At 71.6% G+C, this 25,416-nt stretch carries 20 protein-coding genes; 10 read left to right on the forward strand and 10 right to left on the reverse strand.

The features are described from left to right. Positions 1-59: 59 nt before the first annotated feature. Both ACZ69Q_RS13815 and ACZ69Q_RS13820 read left to right on the forward strand, forming a co-directional pair. Positions 60-5,285 (forward strand): family 43 glycosylhydrolase, encoded by a 5,226-nt coding sequence (locus tag ACZ69Q_RS13815; protein WP_471041196.1) that lies wholly within the window; start codon positions 60-62, stop codon positions 5,283-5,285. A 222-nt stretch (positions 5,286-5,507) separates the two neighbouring features. Beyond that, positions 5,508-6,734: a cytochrome P450 gene (locus tag ACZ69Q_RS13820; RefSeq protein ID WP_471041197.1), complete on the forward strand. Its 1,227-nt coding sequence runs from the start codon at positions 5,508-5,510 to the stop codon at positions 6,732-6,734. Between the two features lie 30 nt (positions 6,735-6,764). On the opposite strand, the gene ACZ69Q_RS13825 is transcribed toward ACZ69Q_RS13820, so the two are convergent. Next, the gene (locus tag ACZ69Q_RS13825; protein ID WP_471041199.1) at positions 6,765-9,911 is read right to left on the reverse strand and encodes an ATP-binding protein; all 3,147 of its coding nucleotides are present in this window, start codon (positions 9,909-9,911) and stop codon (positions 6,765-6,767) included. Positions 9,912-9,999: 88 nt separating this feature from the next. Here ACZ69Q_RS13825 and ACZ69Q_RS13830 point away from each other — a divergent pair, with 88 nt between their 5' ends. Continuing rightward, positions 10,000-10,359, forward strand: coding sequence for a DUF779 domain-containing protein (locus ACZ69Q_RS13830; protein WP_471041200.1), 360 nt, complete (start codon positions 10,000-10,002; stop codon positions 10,357-10,359). A 76-nt stretch (positions 10,360-10,435) separates the two neighbouring features. After that, a complete protein-coding gene (locus ACZ69Q_RS13835) occupies positions 10,436-11,686 on the forward strand; it encodes a phosphodiester glycosidase family protein (protein ID WP_471041202.1) in 1,251 nt (416 codons plus the stop codon). A gap of 15 nt (positions 11,687-11,701) precedes the next feature. Here the strand turns inward: ACZ69Q_RS13835 and ACZ69Q_RS13840 are convergent, their stop codons facing one another. The 6 genes from ACZ69Q_RS13840 to ACZ69Q_RS13865 form a co-directional block, all read right to left on the reverse strand. Next, positions 11,702-11,896, reverse strand: a complete 195-nt coding sequence (locus tag ACZ69Q_RS13840) for a hypothetical protein (protein WP_217213809.1) — start codon at positions 11,894-11,896, stop codon at positions 11,702-11,704. A gap of 125 nt (positions 11,897-12,021) precedes the next feature. Then, positions 12,022-12,885, reverse strand: coding sequence for a phosphatidylinositol-specific phospholipase C/glycerophosphodiester phosphodiesterase family protein (locus ACZ69Q_RS13845; protein WP_471041203.1), 864 nt, complete (start codon positions 12,883-12,885; stop codon positions 12,022-12,024). A gap of 186 nt (positions 12,886-13,071) precedes the next feature. Beyond that, the gene (locus ACZ69Q_RS13850) at positions 13,072-14,148 is read right to left on the reverse strand and encodes an acyl-CoA dehydrogenase family protein (protein WP_471041205.1); all 1,077 of its coding nucleotides are present in this window, start codon (positions 14,146-14,148) and stop codon (positions 13,072-13,074) included. Continuing rightward, on the reverse strand, positions 14,145-15,326 hold the full coding sequence (locus ACZ69Q_RS13855; RefSeq protein ID WP_471041206.1) for an acyl-CoA dehydrogenase family protein: 1,182 nt from the start codon (positions 15,324-15,326) through the stop codon (positions 14,145-14,147). The genes ACZ69Q_RS13850 and ACZ69Q_RS13855 overlap by 4 nt, the downstream gene beginning before the upstream one ends. Continuing rightward, on the reverse strand, positions 15,323-16,300 hold the full coding sequence (locus ACZ69Q_RS13860; protein ID WP_471041207.1) for an NADPH:quinone oxidoreductase family protein: 978 nt from the start codon (positions 16,298-16,300) through the stop codon (positions 15,323-15,325). Before ACZ69Q_RS13860 ends, ACZ69Q_RS13855 begins: the two co-directional genes overlap by 4 nt. Before the next feature lie 104 nt (positions 16,301-16,404). Next, positions 16,405-16,977: a helix-turn-helix domain-containing protein gene (locus ACZ69Q_RS13865; RefSeq protein WP_471041209.1), complete on the reverse strand. Its 573-nt coding sequence runs from the start codon at positions 16,975-16,977 to the stop codon at positions 16,405-16,407. Between the two features lie 75 nt (positions 16,978-17,052). Here ACZ69Q_RS13865 and ACZ69Q_RS13870 point away from each other — a divergent pair, with 75 nt between their 5' ends. The 5 genes from ACZ69Q_RS13870 (at position 17,053) to ACZ69Q_RS13890 (ending at position 21,895) form a co-directional block, all read left to right on the forward strand. Next, complete coding sequence (locus ACZ69Q_RS13870) at positions 17,053-17,994, forward strand: NAD(P)/FAD-dependent oxidoreductase (protein ID WP_471041211.1); 942 nt, start codon at positions 17,053-17,055, stop codon at positions 17,992-17,994. Between the two features lie 159 nt (positions 17,995-18,153). Beyond that, positions 18,154-19,692, forward strand: a complete 1,539-nt coding sequence (locus ACZ69Q_RS13875; protein ID WP_471041213.1) for an ATP-dependent DNA ligase — start codon at positions 18,154-18,156, stop codon at positions 19,690-19,692. Beyond that, complete coding sequence (locus tag ACZ69Q_RS13880) at positions 19,689-20,162, forward strand: NUDIX hydrolase (RefSeq protein WP_471041214.1); 474 nt, start codon at positions 19,689-19,691, stop codon at positions 20,160-20,162. The genes ACZ69Q_RS13875 and ACZ69Q_RS13880 overlap by 4 nt, the downstream gene beginning before the upstream one ends. 76 nt (positions 20,163-20,238) lie before the next feature. Beyond that, positions 20,239-21,633, forward strand: a complete 1,395-nt coding sequence (locus tag ACZ69Q_RS13885; protein WP_471041216.1) for an NADP-dependent succinic semialdehyde dehydrogenase — start codon at positions 20,239-20,241, stop codon at positions 21,631-21,633. A gap of 25 nt (positions 21,634-21,658) precedes the next feature. Beyond that, positions 21,659-21,895 (forward strand): DUF6213 family protein, encoded by a 237-nt coding sequence (locus ACZ69Q_RS13890; RefSeq protein WP_030054037.1) that lies wholly within the window; start codon positions 21,659-21,661, stop codon positions 21,893-21,895. Between the two features lie 83 nt (positions 21,896-21,978). Here ACZ69Q_RS13890 and ACZ69Q_RS13895 read toward each other — a convergent pair whose 3' ends face one another. Next, the gene (locus ACZ69Q_RS13895) at positions 21,979-22,578 is read right to left on the reverse strand and encodes a thiaminase II/PqqC family protein (protein ID WP_471041218.1); all 600 of its coding nucleotides are present in this window, start codon (positions 22,576-22,578) and stop codon (positions 21,979-21,981) included. A gap of 142 nt (positions 22,579-22,720) precedes the next feature. Then, on the reverse strand, positions 22,721-23,950 hold the full coding sequence (locus ACZ69Q_RS13900) for an acyl-CoA dehydrogenase family protein (protein ID WP_471041220.1): 1,230 nt from the start codon (positions 23,948-23,950) through the stop codon (positions 22,721-22,723). 170 nt (positions 23,951-24,120) lie between these two features. Here ACZ69Q_RS13900 and ACZ69Q_RS13905 point away from each other — a divergent pair, with 170 nt between their 5' ends. Beyond that, complete coding sequence (locus tag ACZ69Q_RS13905; protein ID WP_351194128.1) at positions 24,121-24,765, forward strand: TetR/AcrR family transcriptional regulator; 645 nt, start codon at positions 24,121-24,123, stop codon at positions 24,763-24,765. 80 nt (positions 24,766-24,845) lie between these two features. Here the strand turns inward: ACZ69Q_RS13905 and def are convergent, their stop codons facing one another. Then, positions 24,846-25,397 (reverse strand): peptide deformylase, encoded by a 552-nt coding sequence (gene def / locus ACZ69Q_RS13910; protein WP_471041222.1) that lies wholly within the window; start codon positions 25,395-25,397, stop codon positions 24,846-24,848. Positions 25,398-25,416: the final 19 nt, after the last annotated feature.

Here is a 25,416-nt window from a genome sequence, read left to right on the forward strand (position 1 = left end):
GCCGAAACGGCAGGGTGCCCGCGGCCGAGGCCCCGCCATGCGTCAGCAGGGAACTCGACATGCCGTACATCGCACGTGTCCGTGTCCGAGCGAGACGCCGGGCGGTCCGACTCGCCGGGCCCACCGTCGCGGCGCTGTTGCTGGGACTGGCCGCGCCCGTCCCCCACGCGCAGGCCGCCGAATCCGCCGACGCCGGCGAAGTGGCCGACGCCGCGGACATCACCGACGGTCTCGCCCTTTGGTACAAGCTCGACGCAGCCTCCGGCGGCACGGTCGCCGACGCCTCCGGCCACGGCCGGGACGCGACCGTGAGCGGCACCGCCGACTGGCCGGGCGCCGGTCAGGGGCTCGCCTTCAACGGCTCCGACACCTACCTCAAGGTGCCGGACGACGTGATGAAGGGCATGGACTCGATCTCCGTCTCGCTGGACGTGATGGTCGACTCCGCCCAGAGCACGCCGTACTTCGTCTACGGCTTCGGCAACACCAGCGGCGGCAACGGCAACGGCTACCTCTTCACCACCGGCAACTCCCTGCGCACGTCCATCGCGACCGGCAACTGGTCGACCGAGCAGACGACGAAGCCCGCCGACTCACACAACCTGACCCGCTCGGTCTGGAAGCACCTCACCTACACGCAGACCGGCACCACGGGCGTCCTGTACGAGGACGGCGTCGAGGTCGGGCGCAACACGGCCGTCACGACCACCCCCGGCTCCATCGGCTCCGGCACCACCACCGCCAACTACATCGGCAAGTCCGTCTACTCCGGCGACAGGCTCTTCAAGGGCCGCATCCGCGACTTCCGGGTCTACGACCGCGCGCTCGCCGCCGCCGAGGTGGGGCAACTCGCCCTTCCCGTCGCCACGCAGGGCGTCGCCGACGACAAGGCCGCGCTGAGCCTCGGTGACACCGGCGCCGTCACGGCCGACCTCGACCTGCCGAGGACCGGCACGGCCGGCGGCTCCTCGATCGGCTGGTCCAGCGACGCCCCGTCGGTCGTCTCGGACACCGGCGAGGTCACGCGCCCTGCCGCCGGTGAGCCCGAGGCCCACGCCACCCTCACCGCGACCCTCAGGAAGGGCGCCGTGACCGACACCAAGACCTTCGACGTCACGGTGCTCCCCGACTTCGACGACCGGACCGCCACCGAACAGGCCGCCGCGGCTCTCGGCGTCCACAACCTCGACGACGTCCGCGGCAACCTCACCCTCCCGACGACCGGCGCGTACGGCACCGACGTCGCCTGGTCCTCCGCCGAGCCCGACGTCATCTCCTCAGGGGGCCTGGTCCACCGCCCCGCGCACGGCGACGGCACCACCACCGTCGAGCTGACCGCCACCGTCACCAAGGGCGCCGCGAGCACGACCCGCGCCTTCACCGCCAAGGTGCCCGAACTGCCGAAGAGCGAGGCCCTCAAGGGCTACATGTTCAGCTACTTCACCGGCGAGGGCACCGCCGACGGCGAGCAGCTCTACGCCGCCCTCAGCAAGGGCGACGACCCGCTGCACTGGCGGGAGTTGAACGACGGCAAGCCGGTCCTGACGTCCACGCTCGGCGAGAAGGGCCTGCGCGACCCGTTCATCATCCGCTCCCCGGAGGGCGACAAGTTCTACCAGATCGCCACCGACCTCAGGATCTACGGCAACGGCGACTGGGACGCCGCCCAGCGCAGCGGCAGCAAGTCCATCATGGTGTGGGAGTCCACCGACCTCGTCCACTGGACGAACCAGCGGCTGGTGAAGGTCTCGCCGGACAGCGCGGGCAACACCTGGGCGCCGGAGGCGTTCTACGACGCGGAGCGCGGTGAGTACGTCGTCTTCTGGGCGTCGAAGCTGTACGACAACGAGGCGCACTCCGGCGACACGTACAACCGCATGATGTACGCGACCACCCGCGACTTCTACACCTTCAGCGAGCCCAAGGTCTGGATCGACCGCGGCTACTCGGTCATCGACTCCACGGTGATCCGGCACGACGGAACGTACTTCCGCCTCTCCAAGGACGAGCGCAACAACTCCTCCTCCACGCCCAACAGCAAGTTCATCTTCGAGGAGAAGAGCGACTCGCTGCTGAACCTGTCCTGGAGCGCCGTCGCCGAGGGCATCGGCAAGGGCGCGATGAGCGCGGCGGAGGGCCCGCTGGTGTTCAAGTCGAACACCGAGGACAAGTGGTACGCGTTCCTCGACGAGTTCGGCGGGCGCGGCTACATCCCCTTCGAGACGACCGACCTCGCCTCCGGCACCTGGACGCCGTCCACCGGCTACGACCTCCCGGCCAAGCCCCGCCACGGCACGGTGCTCCCCGTCACCCAGGCCGAGTACGACCGTCTGCTGCGCGCCTACCAGCCGGACCAACTGGTGCAGGGCGTCGAGGACGTCGAGGTGAAGACCGGCGTCGGCCGGGCACCCGTCCTGCCGGCCACCGTCATCGCCACGTACGCCGACGGCGTCAAGCGTCCGGTCGCGGTGGCATGGGAGGAAGTCCCGGCGTCGCAGTACGCGCAGGCCGGCACCTTCACCGTCACCGGCCGCCTCCCGGACGGCGCCGCGATACCGGTCCGGGCCGAGGTCACCGTGTCGGAGGCAGGCCCAGACGTCCCTGCCGACCTGCTCCTGCACTACGGCTTCGACGAGACCGGCGGCAGCATCGCCCGTGACTCCAGCGGGCACGGCCACCACGGCACCTACGTCCGTACGCCCGACTTCGGCACGGGCGTCGAGGGCGGCTCGTTCAAGATGTCCGGCGACGCGAACTCGCCGTACGTGAGGATCCCGAACGGCGTGCTCAAGAACGCCGGCAGCGTCACCGTCTCGACGTACGCCAAGTGGAAGGGTGGCGACAACTTCCAGTGGCTGTTCGGGCTCGGGCCGGACAGCGACAAGTACCTATTCGCCACCCCGTCCAACGGCGGCTCCAGCCTCTACTCGGCCATCACGAAGGCGAGTTGGTCGGCGGAGTCGAAGCTGACGGCCGGCTCGCGGCTCACGCCCGGCGAGTGGCGGCACGTCACGGTCACCCTCGACGGCTCCACCGGCGCGATGGTCCTCTACGTGGACGGCATCGAGGCGGCCCGTACGACGACCACCGTCAAGCCGTCCGAGCTGTACGACGCGGACAAGGACTACAGCGGCTACATCGGCAGGTCCCTGTACGCGGCCGACCCGTACTTCGGCGGCGAGGTCGACGACTTCCGCGTCTACGACCGGGCGCTCACGGCCGCCGAGGTGATGGAGCTCAGCGGCAACACCGCGGGCATCACCAGGGCGACGCACCCAGCGCTGAAGGTCGACGCGCTCATCGACAACGCGAGCGGCAGGATCACCCTTCCGATGCGGGAGGGCACCGATCTCACGGCCCTCGCCCCGGAGTTCACCCTCGCCCACGGTGCGGCGATCAGCCCGGCCTCCGGCAGTGTGCGGGACTTCAGCGAGCCGGTGACGTACGAGGTGACGGGCTCCGACGGCACGAAGCGGACCTGGACGGTCTCGGCGCTGGTGATGAAGAGCCCGGTCCTGCCGGGTCTCAACGCCGACCCGAACATCGTCCGCTTCGGCGACACCTTCTACCTGTACCCGACCACCGACGGCTTCGAGGGCTGGAGCGGTACGCGGTTCAAGGCGTACTCCTCCACCGACCTGGTCCACTGGACGGACCACGGCGTCATTCTCGACCTCGGTCCCGACGTCTCCTGGGCCGACAGCAGGGCCTGGGCTCCGACGATCGCCGAGAAGGACGGGAAGTACTACTTCTACTTCTGCGCCGACGCCAACATCGGCGTCGCCGTGTCGGACTCGCCCACGGGGCCCTTCAAGGACGCGCTCGGCCGACCGCTGCTCAAGGCGGGGCAGTTCAGCGGCCAGATGATCGACCCGGCGGTCTTCACCGACGACGACGGGCAGTCGTATCTCTACTGGGGCAACGGGCACGCGTACGTCGCGCCCCTCAACGCCGACATGACGTCCATCGACACCGCGAAGGTTCAGGACATCACGCCGAGCGGCTACAACGAGGGCTCCTTCGTCATCAAGCGCGCGGGCACCTACTACTTCATGTGGTCGGAGAACGACACCCGCGACGAGAACTACCGGGTCGCCTACGCCACCGGTCCCTCGCCCACCGGCCCGTGGACCAAGCACGGCGTGATCCTGGACAAGGACCTGTCGCTCGGCATCAAGGGGCCCGGCCATCACTCGGTGGTCCAGGTCCCGAACACCGACGACTGGTACATCGCCTATCACCGGTTCGCGCTCCCCGGCGGTGACGGCACCCATCGCGAAACGACCGTGGACAAGCTGGAGTTCGGCGCGGACGGGCTGATCAAGAAGGTCGTGCCCACCCTCACGAGCATCGATCCGGTCACCGTCGTGCACGCCGGCCCGGACTCCGCGGGCTCGGAGGGCGACCGGATCGCGCTGCACGGCACCGTCTCCGGCGCGGGGAGCCCGAAGTGGACGGCCGAGGAGGGCGCTCCCTGTTCGTTCGCCGATGCCGGGGCGGCGAGGACCACCCTCACCTGCACGGACGACGGCACCTACACGGTCACGCTGACCGGCGGCCGGGCCAGCGACTCGGCCATCGTGAAGGTCGCCAACGCGGCACCGGCGATCGGCGCCGCGAGCGGGCCGGCGTCCCCGGTCCCGGTCGGAAGGCCCACGGTGGTCACGGCGGAGGTCAGCGACCCCGGCACCGGCGACACCCTCACCTGCCGGGTCGACTGGAAGGACGGCACGCAACCCGCCGACGGCACGGTGAGCGGCACCACCTGCCGGGCCGCACACACCTACGCCAAGGCCGGCATCCACCGCCCGGTGGTCACGGTCAAGGACGACGACGGCGCCTCGGACGACGCCACCCTCCCCGAGCTGATCGTCTACGACCGCGCGGCGGGCCCGGCACTCGGCACCGGCGTGATCACCTCGCCGGCCGGCGCCTACCCGGCCAAGCCGGACCTGACCGGCCCGGCCGTGTTCTCCCTCGCCGCCACCTACGCGAAGGGGGCCGTCGTCCCGACCGGAAAGGCCGACTTCGACCTCGGCCGGGCCGGGCTGAAGTTCCGCTCCACCGGCTCCGACTGGCTCGTCGTCAGCGGGTCCCGGGCCGTCTACCAAGGCACCGGCAAGGTGAACGGCAACGCCGGCTACGGCTTCCGCGTCACCGCGACCGACGCCCCGGACACCTTCCGGATCAGGATCTGGCAGAAGTCCACCGGCGATGTCGTCTACGACAACCTCACCGGCGCGCGCCCCGCGGGCTTCGTCACCGTCGGCGACGGCCGACGCTAGCGGCCCTCACCGTGCCCTGAGCCGACGCCGACACCCCGGCGCTCCCCATGCCCTGAGCCGGCGCCGACGCCTCGGCCCGGCTCAGGGCACTGCCGTACGCGGGGAAGACAACAGCCGCTTCCGGCCACCCGCCCCCTCTGAAACCGCCCTGAAACCGCGCCGAAGGCGGCCTCCCGCACGCTCTGGTCACACGAACTCCCCGGAGCCAGAGAGGCACACGCCATGGACGCCACCCCCCTCCACCTGACCCCCGAGCTCGTCGAGGATCCCGTCCGCGGCTACGCCGGCCTGCGCTCGCGCGCCGGCCTCGGGCACGCGGTCCTGCCGGGTCTGGACACCCCCGTGCGGCTGGTCACCCGCCACGAGGACGCGCGGGACGCGCTCAGCGAGCCGCGGCTGATCCGGGACCGCTCGGCCGTGCCCGGCGGCTCCGACATGCCGGACCCGCAGGCCGAGTTGCTGGCCCAAGGCATCGAGGGCTTCCCGCAGGAGTACCTCAAGTACCTGTCCGGGCACCTTTCGCTGTTCGACGGGGACGAGCACACCCGGCGCCGCAACCCCCTCACCCGCGCCTTCACCGCCCGCCGCGTCTTAGCGCTGCGTCCCTTCGTGGAGAAGGCCGCCCGTGAGCTGATCGCCGGCCTCGCCGACCGGGAACAGGCCGATCTGCTGGGCGAGTTCGCCTACCCGCTGTGCACGGCCGTGATCTGCGAGCTGGTCGGTGTGGACGCTGCCGACCAGGACCGGGTGTGCGGGTGGATCCGGGACTTCGCGTACGGCGACGGCAGCCGGATCGCCGAGGGGCTGGCCGGCATCGTGGAGTACACCAAGGACCTGGTGACCCGCCGCCGCGCGGAGCCCGCCGACGATCTGGTCTCGGCCCTGCTGGCGGACGGCGGGATGAACGACGACGAGATCGTGACCGTCTTCTTCCTGCTCATCAACACGGGCATCACCCCGCCCGCCCTGTTCCTCGCCCACGGTCTGCTCGCCCTGCTCGACCACCCGGAACAGCTTCGGCGGCTGCACGACGAGCCGGAGCTGCTCGCCCGCGCGGTGCCCGAACTCCTGCGGTACGTCACGCTGGTGCGCATCGGCGCCACCCTGTACGCCGCCGAGGACTTCGAGTTCGCCGGTTCCCCGCTGCGCAAGGGCGAGGCCGTGACGATCGCGCTGTTCGGCGCCAACCACGACCCCGCCGCGTTCGAGGAGCCGGAACGACTCGACATCACGCGGGAGTTCGGGCGCGGTGACGGCCATCTCGCCTTCGGGCACGGCCCGCACTACTGCATCGGCGCGGCGATGGGCCGGCTGGTGACGGGCGTCGTGCTCGACGAGCTGCTCGTCCGGCGGCCGGCGCCGGTCCTGGCCGTGGACAGGGCCGACGTCCCCTTCGGCCACTGGCCCGGTGACGGCTTCCACCTGCTGAGCCTGCCGGTCCGGCTCTGACCGTGCCGACGTGGGGGCCGGCGCCTGGCCTCAGCCGGTCCGCTCCCCCAGCAACCCGAGCGCGGCCTCGCGCAGCGCGTCCGGATCCAGGGCGGCGTACTCGTTCACCGCGTCCGCGTACGCCGCCCGATCGGCGTCCTGCGCGTCCTGCCGGGCGCGGGCGGAGGACATCGTCGGCTGGAAGTTGCGCAGGCAGCGGAAGCGCTCGGCCAGCGCGATCAGCCGTACGCCGCGGGCGGGATCCCCGTCGGCCAGGTCGGCGGTGCCGAGCGCGAGCAGCAGCGCGCCCTGGACGGGGAGGTCCGCGGTCGTGGGGTGCGCGGCGATCGGCTGCCGGGTCAGCAGGGTCGTCAGACGCTCGGGGAGCGCGCCGGCGAGGGGTGCCACGAGGTCGGTGCGGCCCTGCCGGGCATGGGCCGTGAGGGCGACGGCCTGCAACTCCAGGCGCCAGCCCTCCAGCAGGGGTTCGCCGCCTCGGACGGGACTCGCCGCGCGCTCCATGCGTGCGACGGCGCGGCGCCACAGCCCGAGGCCGGTGTCGATGTCCCCCCGGGCGAGAGCGATCTCGGCGCGGGCGCCCAGGTCGGGGGCGTACGCGTCCGGTGTCATGCTCTCGGGCTGGTGCCGCAGGGCGTGTTCGAGCCAGTGCTCGGCCGATTCGAGGTCGCCGGTCTGGAGGTGGGCGAGCATCAGCCCCCAGCTCAGTCCGAGCGGGTCCTGACCCTCACCGAAGTGCCCCAGCTCCGCCATCGCGCTCTCCATGGGGCCGATCGCCTCCGCGCCGCGCTCCATGCGCAGGCACAGCTCACCGATCCGGGCCTGCGGCCAGTACCGCAGCAGCGGGACCTCCCGGTCCGTGAAGGCGTCGAGCATCCCTCGGGCGGCCTCCAGGGCCCGTTCCGGGTCGTGCTCGCTCTCCCACACATAGCTCGCCACGCAGTTGGCGACGCCCGCGAGCAGGGGCGCATCGCTGTCGCAGAGTGCCTTCAGCCGTTCACGGTCACCGGACGCGAGCACCTCCGGCAGGGCGCACAGCACCGTCGACGCGGCGCGGACCAGGGTGTCGGGCGGCGCGGACGGCAGCTTGCGCAGGCCGGCCAGCGGGCGCACGGCACCGGCTCCGAGGGCGAGGAAGAGGGTGGCGGTCATCAGGGCGAGGGCGGTACGGGTCGGCTCGACGTACGCGGGAGCCGGCCGGTGGCGGGTGAGCAGCGGGGCGGTGTCGTCGGCCAGGGCCATCAGCCGCGTGTAGTTGGCCTCGGTGGTCCACAGGGCGCTCAGTGCGGCGGCCACGGCGGCGACCGTGCCGGCGTCGTCGCGGGCGAGCGCGAGCCGCAGTGCCTGGACGAGGTTGTCCTGCTCGGCGCGGATCAGCTTCCAGGACCCGACCGGGTCGGGGCCGAACGGCGCGTCGTGGTGCGTGGCCCCGAACTCCCGCGCCCATCCGATGAACCGGTCCGCGACCATGCCCTCCTCCCCGGCCTGCTCCCGATGCGCGGCGGCGAACTCCCGTACGGTCTCCAGCATCCAAAAGCGTGTGCCGTGCGCGGTGTCGGTGACCTTGAGCAGGGACTGGTCGACGAGGTCCGCCAGGACGTCCAGCACATCCAGTACGTCATGGCCGCCGAGGAGGTGTTCGGCGGCTTCGGTGGTGAAGCCGCCGGGGAAGACGGACAGGGCGCGCAGGGCCGCCCGGCCGTCGGGTTCGAGCAGGTTCCAGCTCCAGTCGACCACGGCGTGCAGGGTGCGGTGCCGCCGGGGCGCGTCCCGCGGTCCGCCGCGCAGCAGCGCGAACCGGTCCTCGAGGCGGCGGGCGATCTCGGCGACCGACATCACGCGTACCCGGGCGGCGGCGAGCTCGGTGGCGAGCGGCAGCCCGTCGAGGCGGCGGCACAGGGCGGCGACGGCGTCGGCGGGCAGTTCGGCGTCGGGCCGGGCGGCGCGGGCTCGCTGTTCGAACAGCTCGACGGTGGTGCGCTGGTCCAGCTCGGGCAGCGGGTGGACGGCCTCGGAGGACAGCCCGAGCGGGGCGCGGCTCGTGGTCAGGACGCTGACGTTCCGGGTCATCGACACCAGGGCCCGCACGAGGTCGGCGACGCCGGAGACGACCTGCTCGCAGTTGTCCAGGACGAGCAGCGCGGGCCCGGGGCCGAGGGCGCCGACGATGCCGGCGAGCGGTCCGGCGTCGCGCGGGCCCTCCCCCGCGCCGAGCGCCGAGGCGACCTCGGCGGCCACGTCCGCGTCGCGGCCGACCCCGGCGAGCGGCACCAGGTGCACGACCCGGTGCTCGGCCTCCCGGGCCACGGCGCCTGCGAGGCGGGTCTTGCCGAGCCCGCCCGGCCCGACGATCGAGGTGACCCGGGAGCTGTGGATCAGCCGGGTCACGGCGGCTATGTCGGCCTCCCGCCCGAGCAGCGGGTTCGGCTCGTGCGGCACGCCGCGCCGCACGACGGGCGCCTGCCCGCGCAGCAGTTCCTGGTGCAGCTCCTGCAGGGCAGGGCCGGGGTCGGTGCCGAGCTCGTCCCGCAGGCGGCGCCGGTAGGTGTCGTACGCCGCCAGCGCGACGGCCGCTCCGGCGGTGGCCGCCTGACAACGCATCAGCTCCAGCAACTGTTCCTCGTCCAGCGGGTGGGCGTCCACCAGCTCGCCGAGCGGCCCCACCGCATCCTGCCGACGACCGGAACGGGCCAGCGAGAGCGCCCGCAGCCGGCTCAACGCCGTGTGCGCGGCGGCGAGTTCGAGGCGCAGACCCCGTACGGGGTCGTCGAGGGAACTCCCTTCCGCCGGGCCGGTGTCCCACAGAGCGAGCCCCGCCTCGGCCTCGGCGACCGCTCCGTGATGGTCGCCGGCCCGCGCCTTCTCCGTGCTCGCGGCGACGTGGAGCGGCACGGCCCAGGCGTCGACCTGGTCCTCGCGCAGGGCGATGCGGTAGCCGGTGGGCGTGCTGGCGATGACCCCGCCGCCCAGCAGGGTCCGGGCCCTGGAGACCAGGATCTGCAACGCCTTGGTCGGGTTCTCCGGCTGCTGGTCCGGCCACAGCCCGGCCACGAGCCGTCCCGTGCTGCATCCCGCCCGCGGCTCCCCGGCCAGCAGCGCGAGCAGGCCGCGCAGCCGGGGTGCGGTGATCTCCTTTCCCTGGTGGGAGACGGAGGTCAGCAGCGTCAACTCGATGGTCACCCGTGCAGGTTAGTCAGAACGGGTGGTGAGAAGGGTGGCCACAAGGGTGCAACCCTTTTGCAACGTTGCCCGTGCTGCCCTTGCTGTCATGTATGAGGAGACCCCGCGTGTCGAACTCACCCCCGCGGCCGCCGACCTGCTGCGCCGTCTGCGCGCGACGCACGGCCCGCTGATGTTCCACCAGTCGGGCGGCTGCTGCGACGGCAGCGCGCCCATGTGCTACCCGGAGGGCGAGTTCCGCACGGGCGACTCGGACGTCCTGCTCGCGGAGCTGCACGTGGAGGGGGTGGTGGAGCCCGTGACCTTCTGGATGTCGCGCAGTCAGTACGAGGTGTGGAGCCACACCCGGCTGATCGTCGACGTGGTCGAGGGGCGGGGCAGCGGCTTCTCGCTGGAGGCACCCGAGGGGGTCCGTTTCCTCACCCGTTCTCGCGTCGTCGGCGCCTAGATCCCCGGCTGGTCATCGCCGTCTGGTGCACTTCCCCTGAGTCCTGCGACATTTGACGAGACCTCAGGGGGAATTCGTGACGCTTCGTCAGAAACGATTCGCATCAGCGAGAGCGGCGCTCACGCTGTTCACGGCACTCGGCGCGCTGGCCGGTGCGGCCCTGGTGGGGGCGGCACCGGCCGGCGCCGCGCGGCAGCCCACTCCGATCGCGCCCGGCGTCGGCTACGACGAGTTCGACATCCCGGCAGCCAGGGGCACGGCGCACGCCCACGTCCTCACCGTCGACCTCCGCGATCCACGCGTCCGGCTCGACCTGCTGTACCCGGGCGCGGTCGCGGCACGGGCCACCGTCTCGCAGCAGGCCACCGCGCAGGGTGCGGTGGCGGGCGTGAACGGCGACTTCTTCAACATCAGCGAGACCCAGCACCCCGGCGTCGAGGCGACCGGCGCGAGCGTCGGACCGGTGATCGCGCGCGGCCGGGCCCTGAAGGCTGCGGTGCCGAACGGCCAGCGCTTCGGACCCGCGCTGCCGCCCGGCACGAGCACCGAGGACGTGTTCGGGGTGGGCGTGGACCGCCGGGCCCGGCTGGACGGACTGAGCATCGACGGCTCGATCCGCACTCCCGAGGGCCGCCTGCCGCTGGGCGGGCTCAACCAGTACGCGCTGCCGGTGGGCACCATCGGGGCGTTCACCTCCAAGTGGGGCAGCGTCTCCCGGGTGCGCGCCACCTGCGGCACGGACACCGACCGGGCGGCTCCGTGCAGCACGGACACCTACGAGGTGACGGTCCGTCACGGACGGGTCGTGTCGACGGCCGACAACCCCGGCAGCGGTCCGATCGCCGCGGACACCACCGTGCTGGTGGGCCGGGAGGCGGGCGCGCAGCAACTGCGGAAGTTCTTCGCGGGCGAGCCGGTGTCGGTGCGGCACCGGCTGGTGGCGTCGTCGTCCCGGATCCCGTACCTCTTCGCGCTCGGCGGCTATCCGGTGCTGGACGACGGGCAGCCGCTGCCCGGCCTGGACGACCGGGCCTCGGCCGTGCGGACCGCCGTGGGCATCGCGGACCGGGGCCGTCGTCTGGTGCTGCTCGCACTGGACGGCGCACCCGAGTACCGCACCGGCCTGACCATCGCCGAGGTGGCCTCCGTGATGCGGGATCTGGGCTCGGCCGACGCCTTCAGCCTGGACGGCGGCGGCTCCTCGACGCTGGTCGCGCGTGAGCCGGGTGAGGCGGCGGTGTCCGTGCGCAACCACCCCTCCGACGGCAGGGAACGCCCCGTCCCCAACGGCATCGGGGTCTTCTCGGTCCCTCGGCCGACCCCCTGACCGGCTTCCTGACGGTCACGGTCTGAGACTGCTCACGATGTCCGCCGTGGCCGTCAGGCCGCTGTTGATGGTGGGCGCCATGCTCGTGCTTGCCAGATAGAAGCCGAGCAGCAGACACACCAGAGCATGGGTGACCTTCAGCCCGCCGTTGCGGACGAAGATCACCGCCAGGATGAACAGCAGCAGCACCACAGAGATGGAAATGGCCATCGTCAACCTCCTCCGCCACGCCGCCTTGCCCGGTTCACGGCGTTCGGCCGTAAGTGTGGCGTAGCGGAGGGTTCGTCCGGGCGGCTGACCTGTACTCCGAACGAGTGGTGTTCCGCGAGGCGCGGCTAGACCGTCCGGTGGGCGTCGAGGAACGCCTCCAGACCGGCGAGGTCGTCGGTGTTCAGGAAGTCGACGTCGGCGGCGAGCAACTCGCCCCACAGGGCGTCGCGCGCGGCGCCCGCCACGTCCGGGGTGGCCCAGAAGCGCACCTTCTGTCCGCGCGAGTGCGCCGCCTGGACGATGCCGCGCAGCTTGCGCCGTTCGGCGTCCGGGAAGGCGCCCACACCGAGCCAGGTGAAGTTCAGCGTCCAGTTGTCGCTGATCAGCGGGACGAAGGAGGCGGGCGCCGAGGTGCCGAGGTCGGCGAGGCGGCCGTCGTAGAAGGCGCGGCGGAGCTTCTGGGCCTCCATCGGCGCACGGGCGGCACGGTCGCCGGAGATCACGGCGGTGACCGGGCCCGCGAGGACGCGGCCGTGGGCGTATGTCGTGAACAGGTGCTTGTAGCGCGCCAGGTGCTTGTCGAGTTCGAGGTACGTCGAGGAGCCCTCGGTCTTGATGTCGATGAGGAGCTGGATGGACTTGCGGTATCCCCGGTAGACGGAGCCGTGGTTGGCCTTGACGCGGGCGGCCAGCGGGTCGAGGTAGAGGGACTCCAGGGTGCGGCGGGGGTCGAGGTCCTCGGGGTCGTGGGCGACCAGGAGCTGGTCGCCGACCAGGTAGATGTCGGCTTCGAGGCTGCCGAAGCGGTGGTCGAGGGCGTCGAGGAGAGGGCGCGGGTGCTCGTAGTCGTTGTGGGCGTGGGCCCGCCACAACGGGCGCGGGCCGTGCCCTCGTTCGCCCGCCAGCGCCTGGGCGGCGGGCAGGGCGACCGCGCCCGCGAGGGCGGCGCCGAGGGTGGTGAGGGCTCTGCGACGGGTGGTGAGGGCCATGCTCTGCCTCCCTGACAGGGTCGGATGGAACCGCTGCGAGTATGCGATTCCGAAGGCCCCGAACAGCAGTGCCCTTGCGGGGAGTTGGCCGGACCGCCGTCGTTCGTTCACTTCCTCCGTGCAGGGCGCACGAAAAAGCCCGCCCCAGGTGGGGCGGGCTTCTCGCGGGCTTTGCTCAGGTGTACGTCAGGGTGCTCGGAGGTCGACGATTTCGGCCAGTGCCTCGCGGTGTGCGCCCGCGGTGCCGTAGGCGATCGAGTCGGCCTTGGCCCGCTTCAGATACAGATGCACGGGGTGTTCCCAGGTCATCCCGATACCGGCGTGCAGTTGGAGGGCCTCCTCGGCGGCGTGCACGGCGACCTGCGCCGCGTAGCCCTGGGCGACGGCGACCGCCACCTCGACGTCCTCGCCGGTCGCGAGCGCGTCGGCGGCGTTGCGGGCGGCGGCGCGCAGGTTGACGACCTCCAGCCACAACTGGGCGAGCCGGTGCTTGAGGGCCTGGAATCCGCCGACGGGCCGGTTGAACTGCTTGCGGTCCTTCAGATAGCGGACCGTCTCGGTCAACGTCCATTCGGCGAGGCCGAGTTGCTCGGAGGCGAGCAGTCCGGCGCCGGCCCGCAGGGCGCGTCGTACGGCGGGCTCGGCGTCGCCCAGCAGCCGGCCGGGCGCACCGTCCAGGGTGACCGTGGCAAGGGGCCGGGTCAGGTCCAGGGACGTCTGCGGGGTGACGGTCACGGCGTCGGCGTCCACCGCGTACAGCCCGCCGTCGTCCGCGGGCACGAGCAGCACATCGGCGACGGCGGCGTCCGCGATGCCGGTCAACTCCCCGTGCAGGGCGCCGCCCTCATGCCGTACGACCTTGTAGGCGCCGCCCGGGGAGACGTTCAGCGCGACGGCGAGGGCGCCGATGCGCCGCCCGGATGCCAGCTCGGCGAGCAGGACCCCTTCGGCGTCGCCGGCCAGCAGTGCCTCCGTGGCGACCACGGCGCTCGTCAGGTACGGCACCGGGGCGACCGCGCGCCCTAGCTCCTCCAGGACGACGGCGGCCTCGCGGTGCGTGGCACCCTGGCCGCCCCTGTCCTCCGGGACCAGGAGCCCGGCCAGGCCCATGCCGTCGGCGAGCGCCTTCCATGCCTCCAGGTCGTGCGGGGCGCCCGACTCGGTGCGCGCGATGACGCCGGGCGCGTCGCAGTGGTCGGTGAGCAGGTCCCGTACGGCGGCCCGCAGCGCCTCTTCCTCCTCGGAGTAGAGAAGATCGGTCATCGGGACAGGTCCTTCCAGGCGACGTCCTTGTCGGTGCGCGGCTCGGCGGGCAGGCCGAGGACGCGTTCGGCGACGATGTTCAGCAGGACCTCGCTGGTCCCGCCCTCGATGCTGTTGCCCTTGGAGCGCAGGTAGCGGTAGCCGGCGTCGCGGCCGGTGAAGTCCACCAGCTCCGGGCGGCGCATGGTCCAGTCGTCGTACAACAGGCCCTCCTCGCCGCGCAGTTCGACCTCCAGGCCGCTGATCTCCTGGTTGAGCCGGGCGAAGGCGAGCTTCATGCCGGCGCCCTCGGGGCCGGGCTGTCCGGCGACGAGCTGCTGGCGCAGCCGTTCGGCGGTGAGGCGGGAGACCTCGGACTCGACCCACAGCTTCAGCAGCCGCTGATGCAGGTCGTGCGTGCGCAATTCGGGGCGTTCACGCCAGGTCTTGGCGACCGGGCCGATCATGCCGCCCTCGCGGGGCAGCCGCATGCCGCCGATGGCGACGCGCTCGTTGTTCAGCGTGGTCTGCGCGACCTTCCAGCCGTCGCCGATCTCGCCGAGGCGCCGGGAGTCCGGGATGCGGACGCCGGTCAGGAACACCTCGTTGAACTCGGCCTCGCCGGTGATCTGGCGCAGCGGCCGGACCTCGACGCCGGGGTCGGTCATGTCGCACAGGAAGTAAGTGATGCCTGCGTGCTTGGGCACGTCCGGGTCGGTGCGGGCGATGAGGATGGCCCAGCGGGCGATGTGGGCGCTGGACGTCCACACCTTCTGCCCGTTGACGACCCAGTCGTCGCCCTCCCGCACGGCCCGGGTGCCGAGCGCCGCGAGGTCGGATCCGGCGCCGGGCTCGCTGAAGAGCTGGCACCAGACCTCCTCGCCGGTCCACAGGGGCCGCAGAAAGCGCTGCTTCTGCTCCTCGGTGCCGTACTTCAGGATCGTCGGCGCGGCCATGCCGAGGCCGATGCCGATGCGCCGCGGCTCGTTGTCGGGGGCGCCCGCGGCCTCCAGCTCGGTGTCCACGACGACCTGGAGGGAGCGGGGCGCGCCGAGGCCGCCGAGGCCCTCCGGATAGTGCACCCAGGCCAGACCGGCGTCGAAGCGGGCGCGCAGGAAGTCGAGCCGGTCGGTCGTGGCCGGCGGGTGCGCGGCCAGCAACTCGGCCGTACGGCGGCGCAGTTCGGCGGCGTCGGTCATGCCGCTCCTCCTTCGGTGAGTCCCGGGATCACGGCGACGCGCCCCGTGGTGACGCCGTCGGCGACCCGCTGCACGGCGGCCGCGGCGCCGCCCAGCAGGACGCGCTCGCTCACCAGCGGCTTGATGGCGCCCCGGGCGGCCAGCTCGGTGAGCTGCTCGTGGCAGTGCATGATCAGCTTCGGGTTCTTGGTGTTGTACAGGCCCCAGTGCAGGCCGAGGATCGAGTAGTTCTTCACCAGGGCGTGGTTCAGCGCCGGGCTGGGGATCTGGCCGCTCGCGAAGCCGACGACCACGATCCGGCCCTCGAAGGCGACGACCTTGGCGGACTGGGTGTAGGCCTCGCCGCCGACGGGGTCGTAGATGACGTCGGCGCCCCGGCCGCCGGTGGCCTCCTTGACGGCACCGATGACGTCCTCGGAGCGCCGGTCGACGACGACGTCGCAGCCCAGCTCCCGCGCCACGGCCACCTTGTCGGCGCCGCCCACGACACCGATGACCCGCGCGCCGGCCGCCTTGCCGAGCTGCACGGCCGCGCTGCCGACCCCTCCTGCGGCAGCGTGGACGAGCAGCGTCTCCCCGGCCTCCAGGCCGGCCCGGCGGTGCAGGCCGAACCAGCCGGTCTGGTAGCCGATGTGCAGGGCGGCGGCCTCGGCGTCGTCCAGCGACTCGGGTGCGGGCAGGACGGCGGCGGCGTCCGCGACGGCGTACTCGGCGAAGCCGCCGAACGGCAGCGCCGGGTTGGCGATGACGCGGCGCCCGTCCTCGGTCTCGCCGCAGATCTCCACGCCCGGCGTGAACGGCAACGGCGGCCGGACCTGGTAGTGCCCCCGGCACATCAGCGCGTCCGGGAAGTTGATGTTCGCGGCACGCACCTTCAGCAGGACCTGGCCGTCACCGGGGGTGGGCGTGTCGACCTCGTCGAGACGCATCACCTCGCTCGGCTCGCCGTTCTCGTGCACTTGCCATGCCTGCATGCGGTGCCTCCACGGGGGACTGCTTCGTCTGACCGGGGTCGGTTCGCATACTAAGCGGTCGCTTGCCGATCAGGGAACAGTCCGCGGCGGAACAGTCGCGTCCGTCACGCCTTCCGGGGACGCGCCCGCACATGCATGCGCTCCCCCTGCGGCCCGAACAGGCTGAGGCACTCCACCGGACCCTCCCCCGTCGACCCGAACCAGTGCGGCACCCGGGTGTCGAACTCGGCCGCCTCCCCCGGCTCCAGCACCAGGTCATGCTCCCCCAGCACCAGCCGCAGCCGCCCGGACAGCACATAGAGCCACTCGTAGCCCTCGTGGGTGCGCTGTTCCGGTTCCTCCCTGCGCCGGGGAGAGAGGATCTTGAACGCCTGGAGGCCGCCGGGTTGCCGGGTGAGCGGCCAGAAGGTGCGGCCGTGCTGCACGATCGGCTGGGAGCGCACGCGCGGATCGTCGACCGGAGGGGCGCCGACCAGTTCGTCCAGCGGCACCTGGTGCGCCTGCGCGATCGGCAGCAGCAGCTCCAGGCTGGGCTTGCGCAGGCCGGACTCCAGCCGGGACAGGGTGCTGACGGAGATGCCGGTCGTCTCGGACAGCGCGGCGAGGGTCACCTCCCGGTCCTTGCGCAGCCTCCTGAGCCGTGGGCCCACTTCGGCGAGAACGTCGTCGGTACTCATGCCTGTATTGCAGAATCGGCAAGTTGATTTGTCAATCCCGCGCCTCGGAGGGACGGTCATGGTGGAGGTGTCACCATGACCGAGAAGCACACCGAGCAGTACGAGGTCGTAGTCGTCGGAGGCGGCGCGGCCGGCCTGTCCGCCGCCCTGGTCCTGGGCCGCGCCCGGCGCCGGACCCTGGTCGTCGACGCCGGCGAGCCACGCAACGCGCCCGCCGCCCATATGCAGGGCTATCTGTCCCGGGACGGCATGTCACCCGCCGAGTTCCTGGCCGTCGGGCGGGAGGAGATCGCGCGGTACGGCGTCGAGCTGGTCCGGGACCGCGCGGTCGACGTCACCCGCGACGGCGACTTCACGGTGGCGCTGGCGAGCGGACGCAGCGTCCGGGCCCGGCGGCTGGTCGTCGCCACCGGCCTCAAGGACGAGCTGCCCGAGGTCCCCGGCGTCGCCGAGCGCTTCGGCAAGGACGTGCTGCACTGCCCGTACTGCCACGGCTGGGAGGTCCGCGACCGGGCGTTCGGTGTGCTCGCCACCACACCGCTGAGCGTGCACCAGGCGCTGATGGTGTCGCAGTGGTCGAAGGACGTGACCTTCTTCCTGCACGAGGTCGCCGAGTCCGACCTCTCGGACGACGACCTGCGCAGGCTCGCGGCTGCCGGCGTGAAGGTGGTTCCGGGAGCGGTGGCCGGTCTGGTGATCGAGGACGACCGGCTGACGGGCGTACGTCTCGCAGACGGCACGGTCCACGCGCGCGAGGTCGTCTTCACGGCACCCCGAGCGGTTCCGCAGACCGGCCTCTTTGAAAAGCTCGGCGCCGAGTTCCAGGAAACCCCCTTCGGCTCGTACCCGGTGGTCGACCCGACGGGACTGACCTCCGTGCCGGGCGTCTGGGCGGCCGGCAACGCGATGGGCTTCTCGGAGCAGGTCATCAACGCGGCGTCGGGCGGCTACCGGGCAGGGGCCTTCATCAACGGGGAGCTGCTGATGGCGGACCTGGACGCGGCGATCCCCCGCTGAAGGTGCCTGCCCTGGTCATCTGCGGTTCGGCAACGCCCCGAAAGGGGCGCGGGGAACTGCGCGACGAGCCACGACAGCGCCGCAGTCGGACGACGGCCCGTCGCGGCAATCACCGTTCGTCGGGGTGTAAACCGGCGGAGCCCGTCGCACGATGGCTGCATGCTGCTGACCCGGCTCGCCCGTGTGTCCCAGGAGGTCGCCGCGACCTCGGCGCGCTCCCGGAAGATCGCTCTGCTGGCGGAGCTGTTCCGGGACGCCGAGGCGGACGACGTGCCGATCGTCATCCCGTATCTGGCGGGCCGCCTCCCGCAGGGCCGGCTCGGCATCGGCTGGAAGGTGCTGAGCCGCCCGGTCCCACCGGCCACCGATCCGACCCTCACCGTCCGCGAGGTGGACGCCCGGCTCACCGAACTCGGCAAGGTCTCCGGCACCGGCTCGCAGGCCGAACGCGCGCGGCTCGTCGGCGAGTTGATGGGTGCGGCCACCGAGGACGAGCAGCGGTTCCTGTTCGGGCTGATCACCGGCGAGGTCCGGCAGGGCGCGCTGGACGCGGTGGCGGTGGAGGGCCTGGCCCAGGCGACGGAAGCGCCACCGGCGGACGTGCGACGGGCGGTCATGCTCGCCGGATCCCTCCAGGACGTCGCCCGGGCGCTGCTCGCGGACGGACCCGGGTCACTGGAGCGCTTCCGGCTCACCGTGGGCCGCCCGGTCCTGCCGATGCTGGCGCACACCGCGTCCTCGGTGTCCGAGGCGGTCGACAAGCTCGGCGCGTGCGCGGTCGAGGAGAAGCTGGACGGAATCCGCGTCCAGGTCCACCGCGACGGCGACTCGGTACGGCTCTACACCCGCACCCTCGACGACATCACCGACCGCCTGCCCGAAGTCACCGCCGCCGCACTGGAGTTGAGGGGCGAGCGGTTCATCCTGGACGGCGAGGTCATAGCCTTCGACGACATCGGCCTCCCTCGCTCCTTCCAGGAGACCGCCGGCCGCGTCGGCTCCCGCGTGGACGTGGCGACGGCGGCCCAAGAGATCCCCGTCTCCCCCGTCTTCTTCGACGCCCTGTCCGTCGACGGCCACGACCTGCTCGACCTGCCGTTCACCGAGCGGCACGCGGAGCTGGCCCGCCTGGTCCCCGAGCCGATGCGGGTGCGCCGCGCGCTGGTGTCCGGCCCCGAGGACCTCACGCGGGCCGAGGACTTCCTCGCCGAGACCCTGGAGCGCGGCCACGAGGGCGTGGTCGTCAAGGCCCTCGACGCCCCCTACAGCGCCGGCCGGCGCGGCGCCTCCTGGCTGAAGGTCAAGCCCGTGCACACCCTCGACCTGGTGGTGCTCGCCGCCGAATGGGGCCACGGCCGCAGGACCGGCAAGCTCTCCAACCTCCACCTGGGGGCGCGCACGGCGGACGGCGGCTTCGCCATGCTCGGCAAGACCTTCAAGGGCATGACCGACGCGATGCTGACCTGGCAGACCGAGCGGCTCCAGGAGCTCGCCGTGCGCAGCGACGACTGGGTGGTGACCGTACGCCCGGAACTCGTCGTCGAGATCGCCTACGACGGCCTCCAGCGCTCCACCCGTTACCCGGCCGGCGTAACCCTCCGCTTCGCCCGCGTGGTCCGCTACCGCGAGGACAAACGGCCGGAGGAGGCCGACACGGTCGAGACTTTGCTGGCCGCCCACCCGGAGGTACGCCCATGACGCCGTCCCGCGAGCGCCGCAGCGCGGGCCTGCTGCTCTTCCGCCGCACCGACCACGGCCTGGAGGTGTTGCTCGGCCATATGGGCGGCCCGTTCTTCGCCAAGCGCGACGCCGGGGCGTGGACGGTCCCCAAGGGCGAGTACGAACCCGACGAGCCCGCCTGGGACGCCGCTCGCCGCGAGTTCCAGGAGGAGCTGGGGCTGCCTCCGCCCGACGGGGAGGCCGTACCGCTCGGCGAGGTCAAGCAGTCCGGCGGCAAGATCGTCACGGTGTGGGCGATCGAGGCCGACCTCGACCCGGCGACGGTCGTCCCGGGCACCTTCCGGATGGAGTGGCCGCCGCGCTCGGGCCGCACCCAGGAGTTCCCGGAACTGGACCGGGTGCGCTGGCTGGCCGTCGACCGGGCGCGCGAGGTCATCGTCAAGGCCCAGGCCGCGTTTCTCGACCGGCTGGCGGAGCACTCGGCCTGAGCAGCCGTGCACGCGTTGCGATACCCACCGCCGCGCGGGAATCTCGAAGCATCAGTCCGCTTCCAGGAGGTCGGTCATGCCCATCGCGACGGTCAACCCTGCGAACGGCGAGACGCTCAAAACGTACGAGGCCATGGGCGCCGAAGAGATCGAGCGCAGGCTCCAGCTCGCCGAGGCCACCTTCCGCACCTACCGGACGACGAGCTTCGTCGACCGCGGCCGCCTGCTGATCCAGGCCGCGAACCATCTGGACGCCGACCAGGAGGACATCGCCCGGGTCATGACCACCGAGATGGGCAAGCCCATCAAGCAGGCCCGCGCGGAGGCCGCCAAGTGCGCCAAGGCGATGCGCTGGTACGCCGAACGCGCCGAGGGGCTGCTCGCCGACGAGGAGCCGGCCGACTCGGACGTGAAGGATTCGGGCGCCTCGCGCGTGCGGGTGCGCTACCGCCCGCTCGGGCCGGTCCTCGCGGTCATGCCGTGGAACTTCCCGCTCTGGCAGGTGATGCGCTTCGCGGCGCCGGCGCTGATGGCGGGCAATGTCGGCCTGCTGAAGCACGCCTCGAACGTCCCCCAGACCGCCCTCTACATCGAGGACCTGTTCCACCGTGCGGGCTACACCGAGGGCTGCTTCCAGACGCTGCTGATCGGCGCCGGGCAGGTCGACGAGGTCCTGCGCGACGAACGTGTCAGGGCGGCGACCCTGACCGGCAGCGAGCCCGCGGGCCGCGCGGTCGCCTCCACCGCCGGGGAGATGATCAAGAAGACGGTGCTGGAACTGGGCGGCAGCGACCCGTACGTCGTCATGCCCTCGGCCGACATCGACCGCGCCGCGCGGATCGCGGTGACCGCGCGGGTGCAGAACAACGGGCAGTCCTGCATCGCCGCCAAGCGGTTCATCGTGCACACCGACGTCTACGACGCCTTCGCCGAGCGCTTCGTCGAGGGCATGAAGGCGCTGGTGGTCGGCGACCCGATGCTGGACGAGACGGACGTCGGCCCGCTGTCGAGCGAGCAGGGCCGGGCGGACCTGGAGGAACTGGTCGACGACGCCAAGCGCAGCGGGGCGACCGTGCTGTGCGGCGGCCACCGGCTGCGCCGGCCCGAGCTGCCCGGCTGGTACTACCCGCCCACGGTCCTCGCCGACATCACCCGCGAGATGCGGATCCATCGCGAGGAGGCGTTCGGTCCGGTCGCCACGCTCTACCGGGCGGCCGATCTGGACGAGGCGGTACTGATCGCCAACGACTCACCCTTCGGACTGAGTTCGAACGTGTGGACCCGTGACGAGGCCGAGGTCGACCGTTTCGTACGCGACCTGGAGGCCGGAAGCGTGTACGTCAACGGGATGACGGCGTCCCATCCGGCGTTCCCGTTCGGCGGAGTGAAGCGGTCCGGATTCGGCCGTGAGCTGTCGGGGCACGGAATCCGCGAGTTCTGCAACATCACTACGGTTTGGCAGGGTGCGTGAGCGCTGCGCGGTTACGATCCCGGGTGTGAACCGCGAAGTTACTCTGCCGCTGATCGTCGATGACCGGGGGACCTTGCAGGTTGCTGCCGCCGACGTGAGCAAGCTGCTGCGTACGGTGGGCGGTCGATGGCTGCACCTTGTCGAGGCCGGGGAGGACGGGCTCGACGAGGACACGGTGGCTGCGTTGACGATCGAGCTGGCGAAGCTCGCCGACCGGATCGACGTGGCGTGCATCGCGCACAGCAGCGGGACGACTCCGTAAGGGGGGCCGTTCGGTGCCGGTGCGGGTTCGTGGGGGCTGGTCGCGCCCGCGCGGCGGAGCCGCAAATTGATACAGCCGCGCCCCTAGGGGGTCGGCCCGTACAGCGTTGACCAGAACTGGTCCTCGTAGGACTGGAGCAAGCGGGCGTACCGGTGCGCTCGTGGCTCATCCAGTTCGCTCGCCTCCAGGGCCGCTCGGGCCAGCCGGTCCAGTTCCGGGGACGGTTCCGCGAAGAAGTCGAAGAAGCCGCACGCCTCGTCCGTGAAGCCGTAGTGGCGGCGCAGGGCCTCGGCGATCGTCCCGCAGTAATCGCCCCAGGCCGCGAAGTTGGCCGTGAGCGCGAACACGGCCTCCGCCGGTGATGCGTTGAGGGCCAGCCAAGCGACGTACGCGGGGTATGCCTGGCAGCCCGGGAGCGGTGTGTGGCCGGCCGCCTGCGCCCCGGTCACTCCACAGGCGGCGGCGAACACGCCCAGACGCTCCTCGGCCAGCGACTCACCCTCGGCCAGGAAGGTGAAGAAGGCGGCGGACCCGGGAGCGTCGGGCGTGGCCCGTTCGGCCAGATGGAGGAAGGCGCGACGATCCGCGGGGATCACCCAGCCCTGCTCGAGCGCGAGTGCGCCGAGGGTGCCGAGACCGGCCTCTCCGCGGGCGATCAGCGACACAAGCGGGTTGTCCGTCATCGACGTCCTCCATCACCTCGGCAACGCGGCTCGCCGCAGCCGACCAGGGGCGCGGGGCTGTATCAATTTGCGGCTCCGCCGCGCGGGCGCGACCAGCCCCCACGAAGCCGCGGACCGCGTCGCGCAGCAACCCCTGCGGCGCTTACCGAATCGGCATACCCGACAACGTACGGGCGATCACCAGCCGCTGGATCTCACTCGTCCCCTCGAAGATCGTGTAGATCGCGCTGTCGCGGTGCATACGCTCCACGGGGTACTCCCGCGTGTAGCCGTTGCCGCCGAGAATCTGTATGGCCTGAGCGGTGACCTTCTTCGACGTCTCGCTCGCGAACAGCTTCGACATCGACCCCTCGGCCGCCGTGAACGGCTTGCCGTTGACCGCCATCCAGGACGCGCGCCACACCAGCAGCCGCGCCGCGTCGATCTGCGTCCGCATCTCGGCGATCTGGAAGGCCACGCCCTGGTTGTCGATGATCGGGCGCCCGAACTGCTCGCGCGTCATCGCGTAGTCGAGGGCGACCTCGTAGGCGGCACGGGCGGTGCCGACGGCCATGGCGCCGACCGCCGGCCGCGAGGCCTCGAACGTGGCCATCGCCGCGTTCTTCACGCGCTCGCCGCCACCCGCCCTGGCCCGCTCCCGGGCCCGCGCCAGACGCTCGTCCAGCTTCTCCTTGCCGCCCAGCAGGCAGGAGCCGGGCACGCGCACGTTGTCCAGGATGACCTCGGCGGTGTGCGAGGCGCGGATGCCGTGCTTCTTGAACTTCTGCCCCTGGGCCAGGCCCGGCGTGTTCGGCGGGATGATGAAGGACGCGTGGCCCTTGGAGCCGAGCTCGGCGTCGACGACCGCGACGACGACGTGGACGTTGGCGATACCGCCGTTGGTCGCCCAGGTCTTCGTGCCGTTGATCACCCACTCGTCCTTGGCCTCGTCGTACACGGCACGCGTGCGCATCGAGGCCACGTCGGAGCCGGCGTCGGGCTCGGAGGAGCAGAAGGCGGCGAGCTTGACGTCGTTGGCGTCGCCGTACATCTGGGGCACCCAGGTGCCGATCTGCTCCTCGGTGCCGTTGGCGAGGACGCCTACGGCGGCGAGACCGGTGCCGACGATCGACAGGGCGATGCCCGCGTCACCCCAGAACAGTTCCTCCATGGCCATCGGAATGCCGAGGCCGGTCTGGTCGAAGTACTGCTGGGCGTAGAAGTCGAGTGAGTAGATGCCGACCTTCGCGGCTTCCTGGATGACCGGCCAGGGAGTCTCCTCACGCTCGTCCCATTCGGCGGCCGCGGGGCGGATCACATCGGCGGCGAAACCGTGCAGCCAGTCCCGGACCTCCTTCTGTTCGTCGTTGAGCTCCATGGTGAACTCGGCCATGTCCCCTCCAGCGGCGGTACGTGCGTGTTACTAGCGGTAACCCTAGTTTGTTACTGGCTAGTAGGTAAAGTCAACTCCCGATGACCCATCGACAGCCCATTCGATGGATGGAGCATGTTGAGTGTTAGTTTGCGCAGGCGTCATCGATCGAGCACGGGTGGGGAGAACGAATGGACACCACGCAGCGGACCGATCAGCAACGATCCGCCGACCGCCGGCGGCGAGAGCTGCTGGAGGCCGCCGACCGGGTGGTGCTGCGCGACGGCCCACAGGCCTCGATGAACGCCATCGCCGCGGAAGCCGGTATCACGAAGCCGATTCTGTACCGGCACTTCGGCGACAAGAGCGGACTCTACGCGGCGTTGGCCAAGCGTCACACGGATGCGCTGCTGGCTTCGTTGCGGGCCGCGCTGGACGCTCCCGCGGACCGGCGTGAGCGGGTCGAGTCCACGTTGGACACGTACCTCGCGGCGATCGAGGCCCGGCCTCAGGTGTATCGGTTTCTGATGCATCCGACCGAGGGGGGTCAGACGGCGGATCAGGGATTCGACGTCGGCAAGCACTCGATGCCGTTGCTCCGCACGATGGGCGAGGAACTGGCCACCGTGATCGAGGAGCGGCTGGATCTCGGACCCGGGAGTCAGCAGCTCGCCCGGGTCTGGGGGCACGGGATAGTCGGGATGATGCATGCCGCCGGGGACTGGTGGCTGGGCGAACGGCCCTGCTCGCGGGCGGAGTTGGTGCGCAGTCTGGCCGACCTGTTGTGGGGACGGCTTGCTGCTGCGGGGGACAAGATCGGCGGTCCGGGGTTCTGACCGTGGTGTTCCGGGTGCGGGTTCCTGGGGGCTGGTCGCGCCCGCGCGGCGGAGCCGCAAATTGATACAGCCCCGTGCCCCTAGGCGGGTGCGTCCGCCCGCCAAGAGGCTCGCGCCACTTGTCGCATCAAGCGTCTGTGGCGCCAGCCCGCCACGCGGTCCGCGTAGACCCTCCCGTCCAAGTGGTCGCACTCATGCTGCAAGCACCTCGCGAAGAAACCCGTCCCGTGGATCGTCACCGGCTCCCCCGTCACCGTGAAACCCTCGACCACCGCATGGTCGTACCGCTCCGTCCCCGCCTCCAGACCCGGCAGGGACAGGCACCCCTCCGGCCCTCGGATCACCACACCGTCCGCCTCCACCAGCCGTGGGTTCACCACATGCCCGAGGTGTCGTACGTCCTCGTCGTCGGGACAGTCGTATACGAAGACCCGCAGCGACTCCCCCACCTGGTTGGCGGCGAGGCCCACGCCCTGCGCGGCGTACATCGTCGCGAACAAGTCGTCCACGAGCCTCGCCAGTTCCGGGCCGAAGTCGGTGACCTCCTCGCAGGGGGCGTGCAGGACGGGGTTTCCGAGCAGGGTCAGGGGCCGAACACGTCCGTGAGTGCCCGGAATGGAGGCGTTGCGCATGGCGGCAAGGGTACGGCGA

Source organism: Streptomyces sp. NPDC036764, assembly GCF_055609385.1.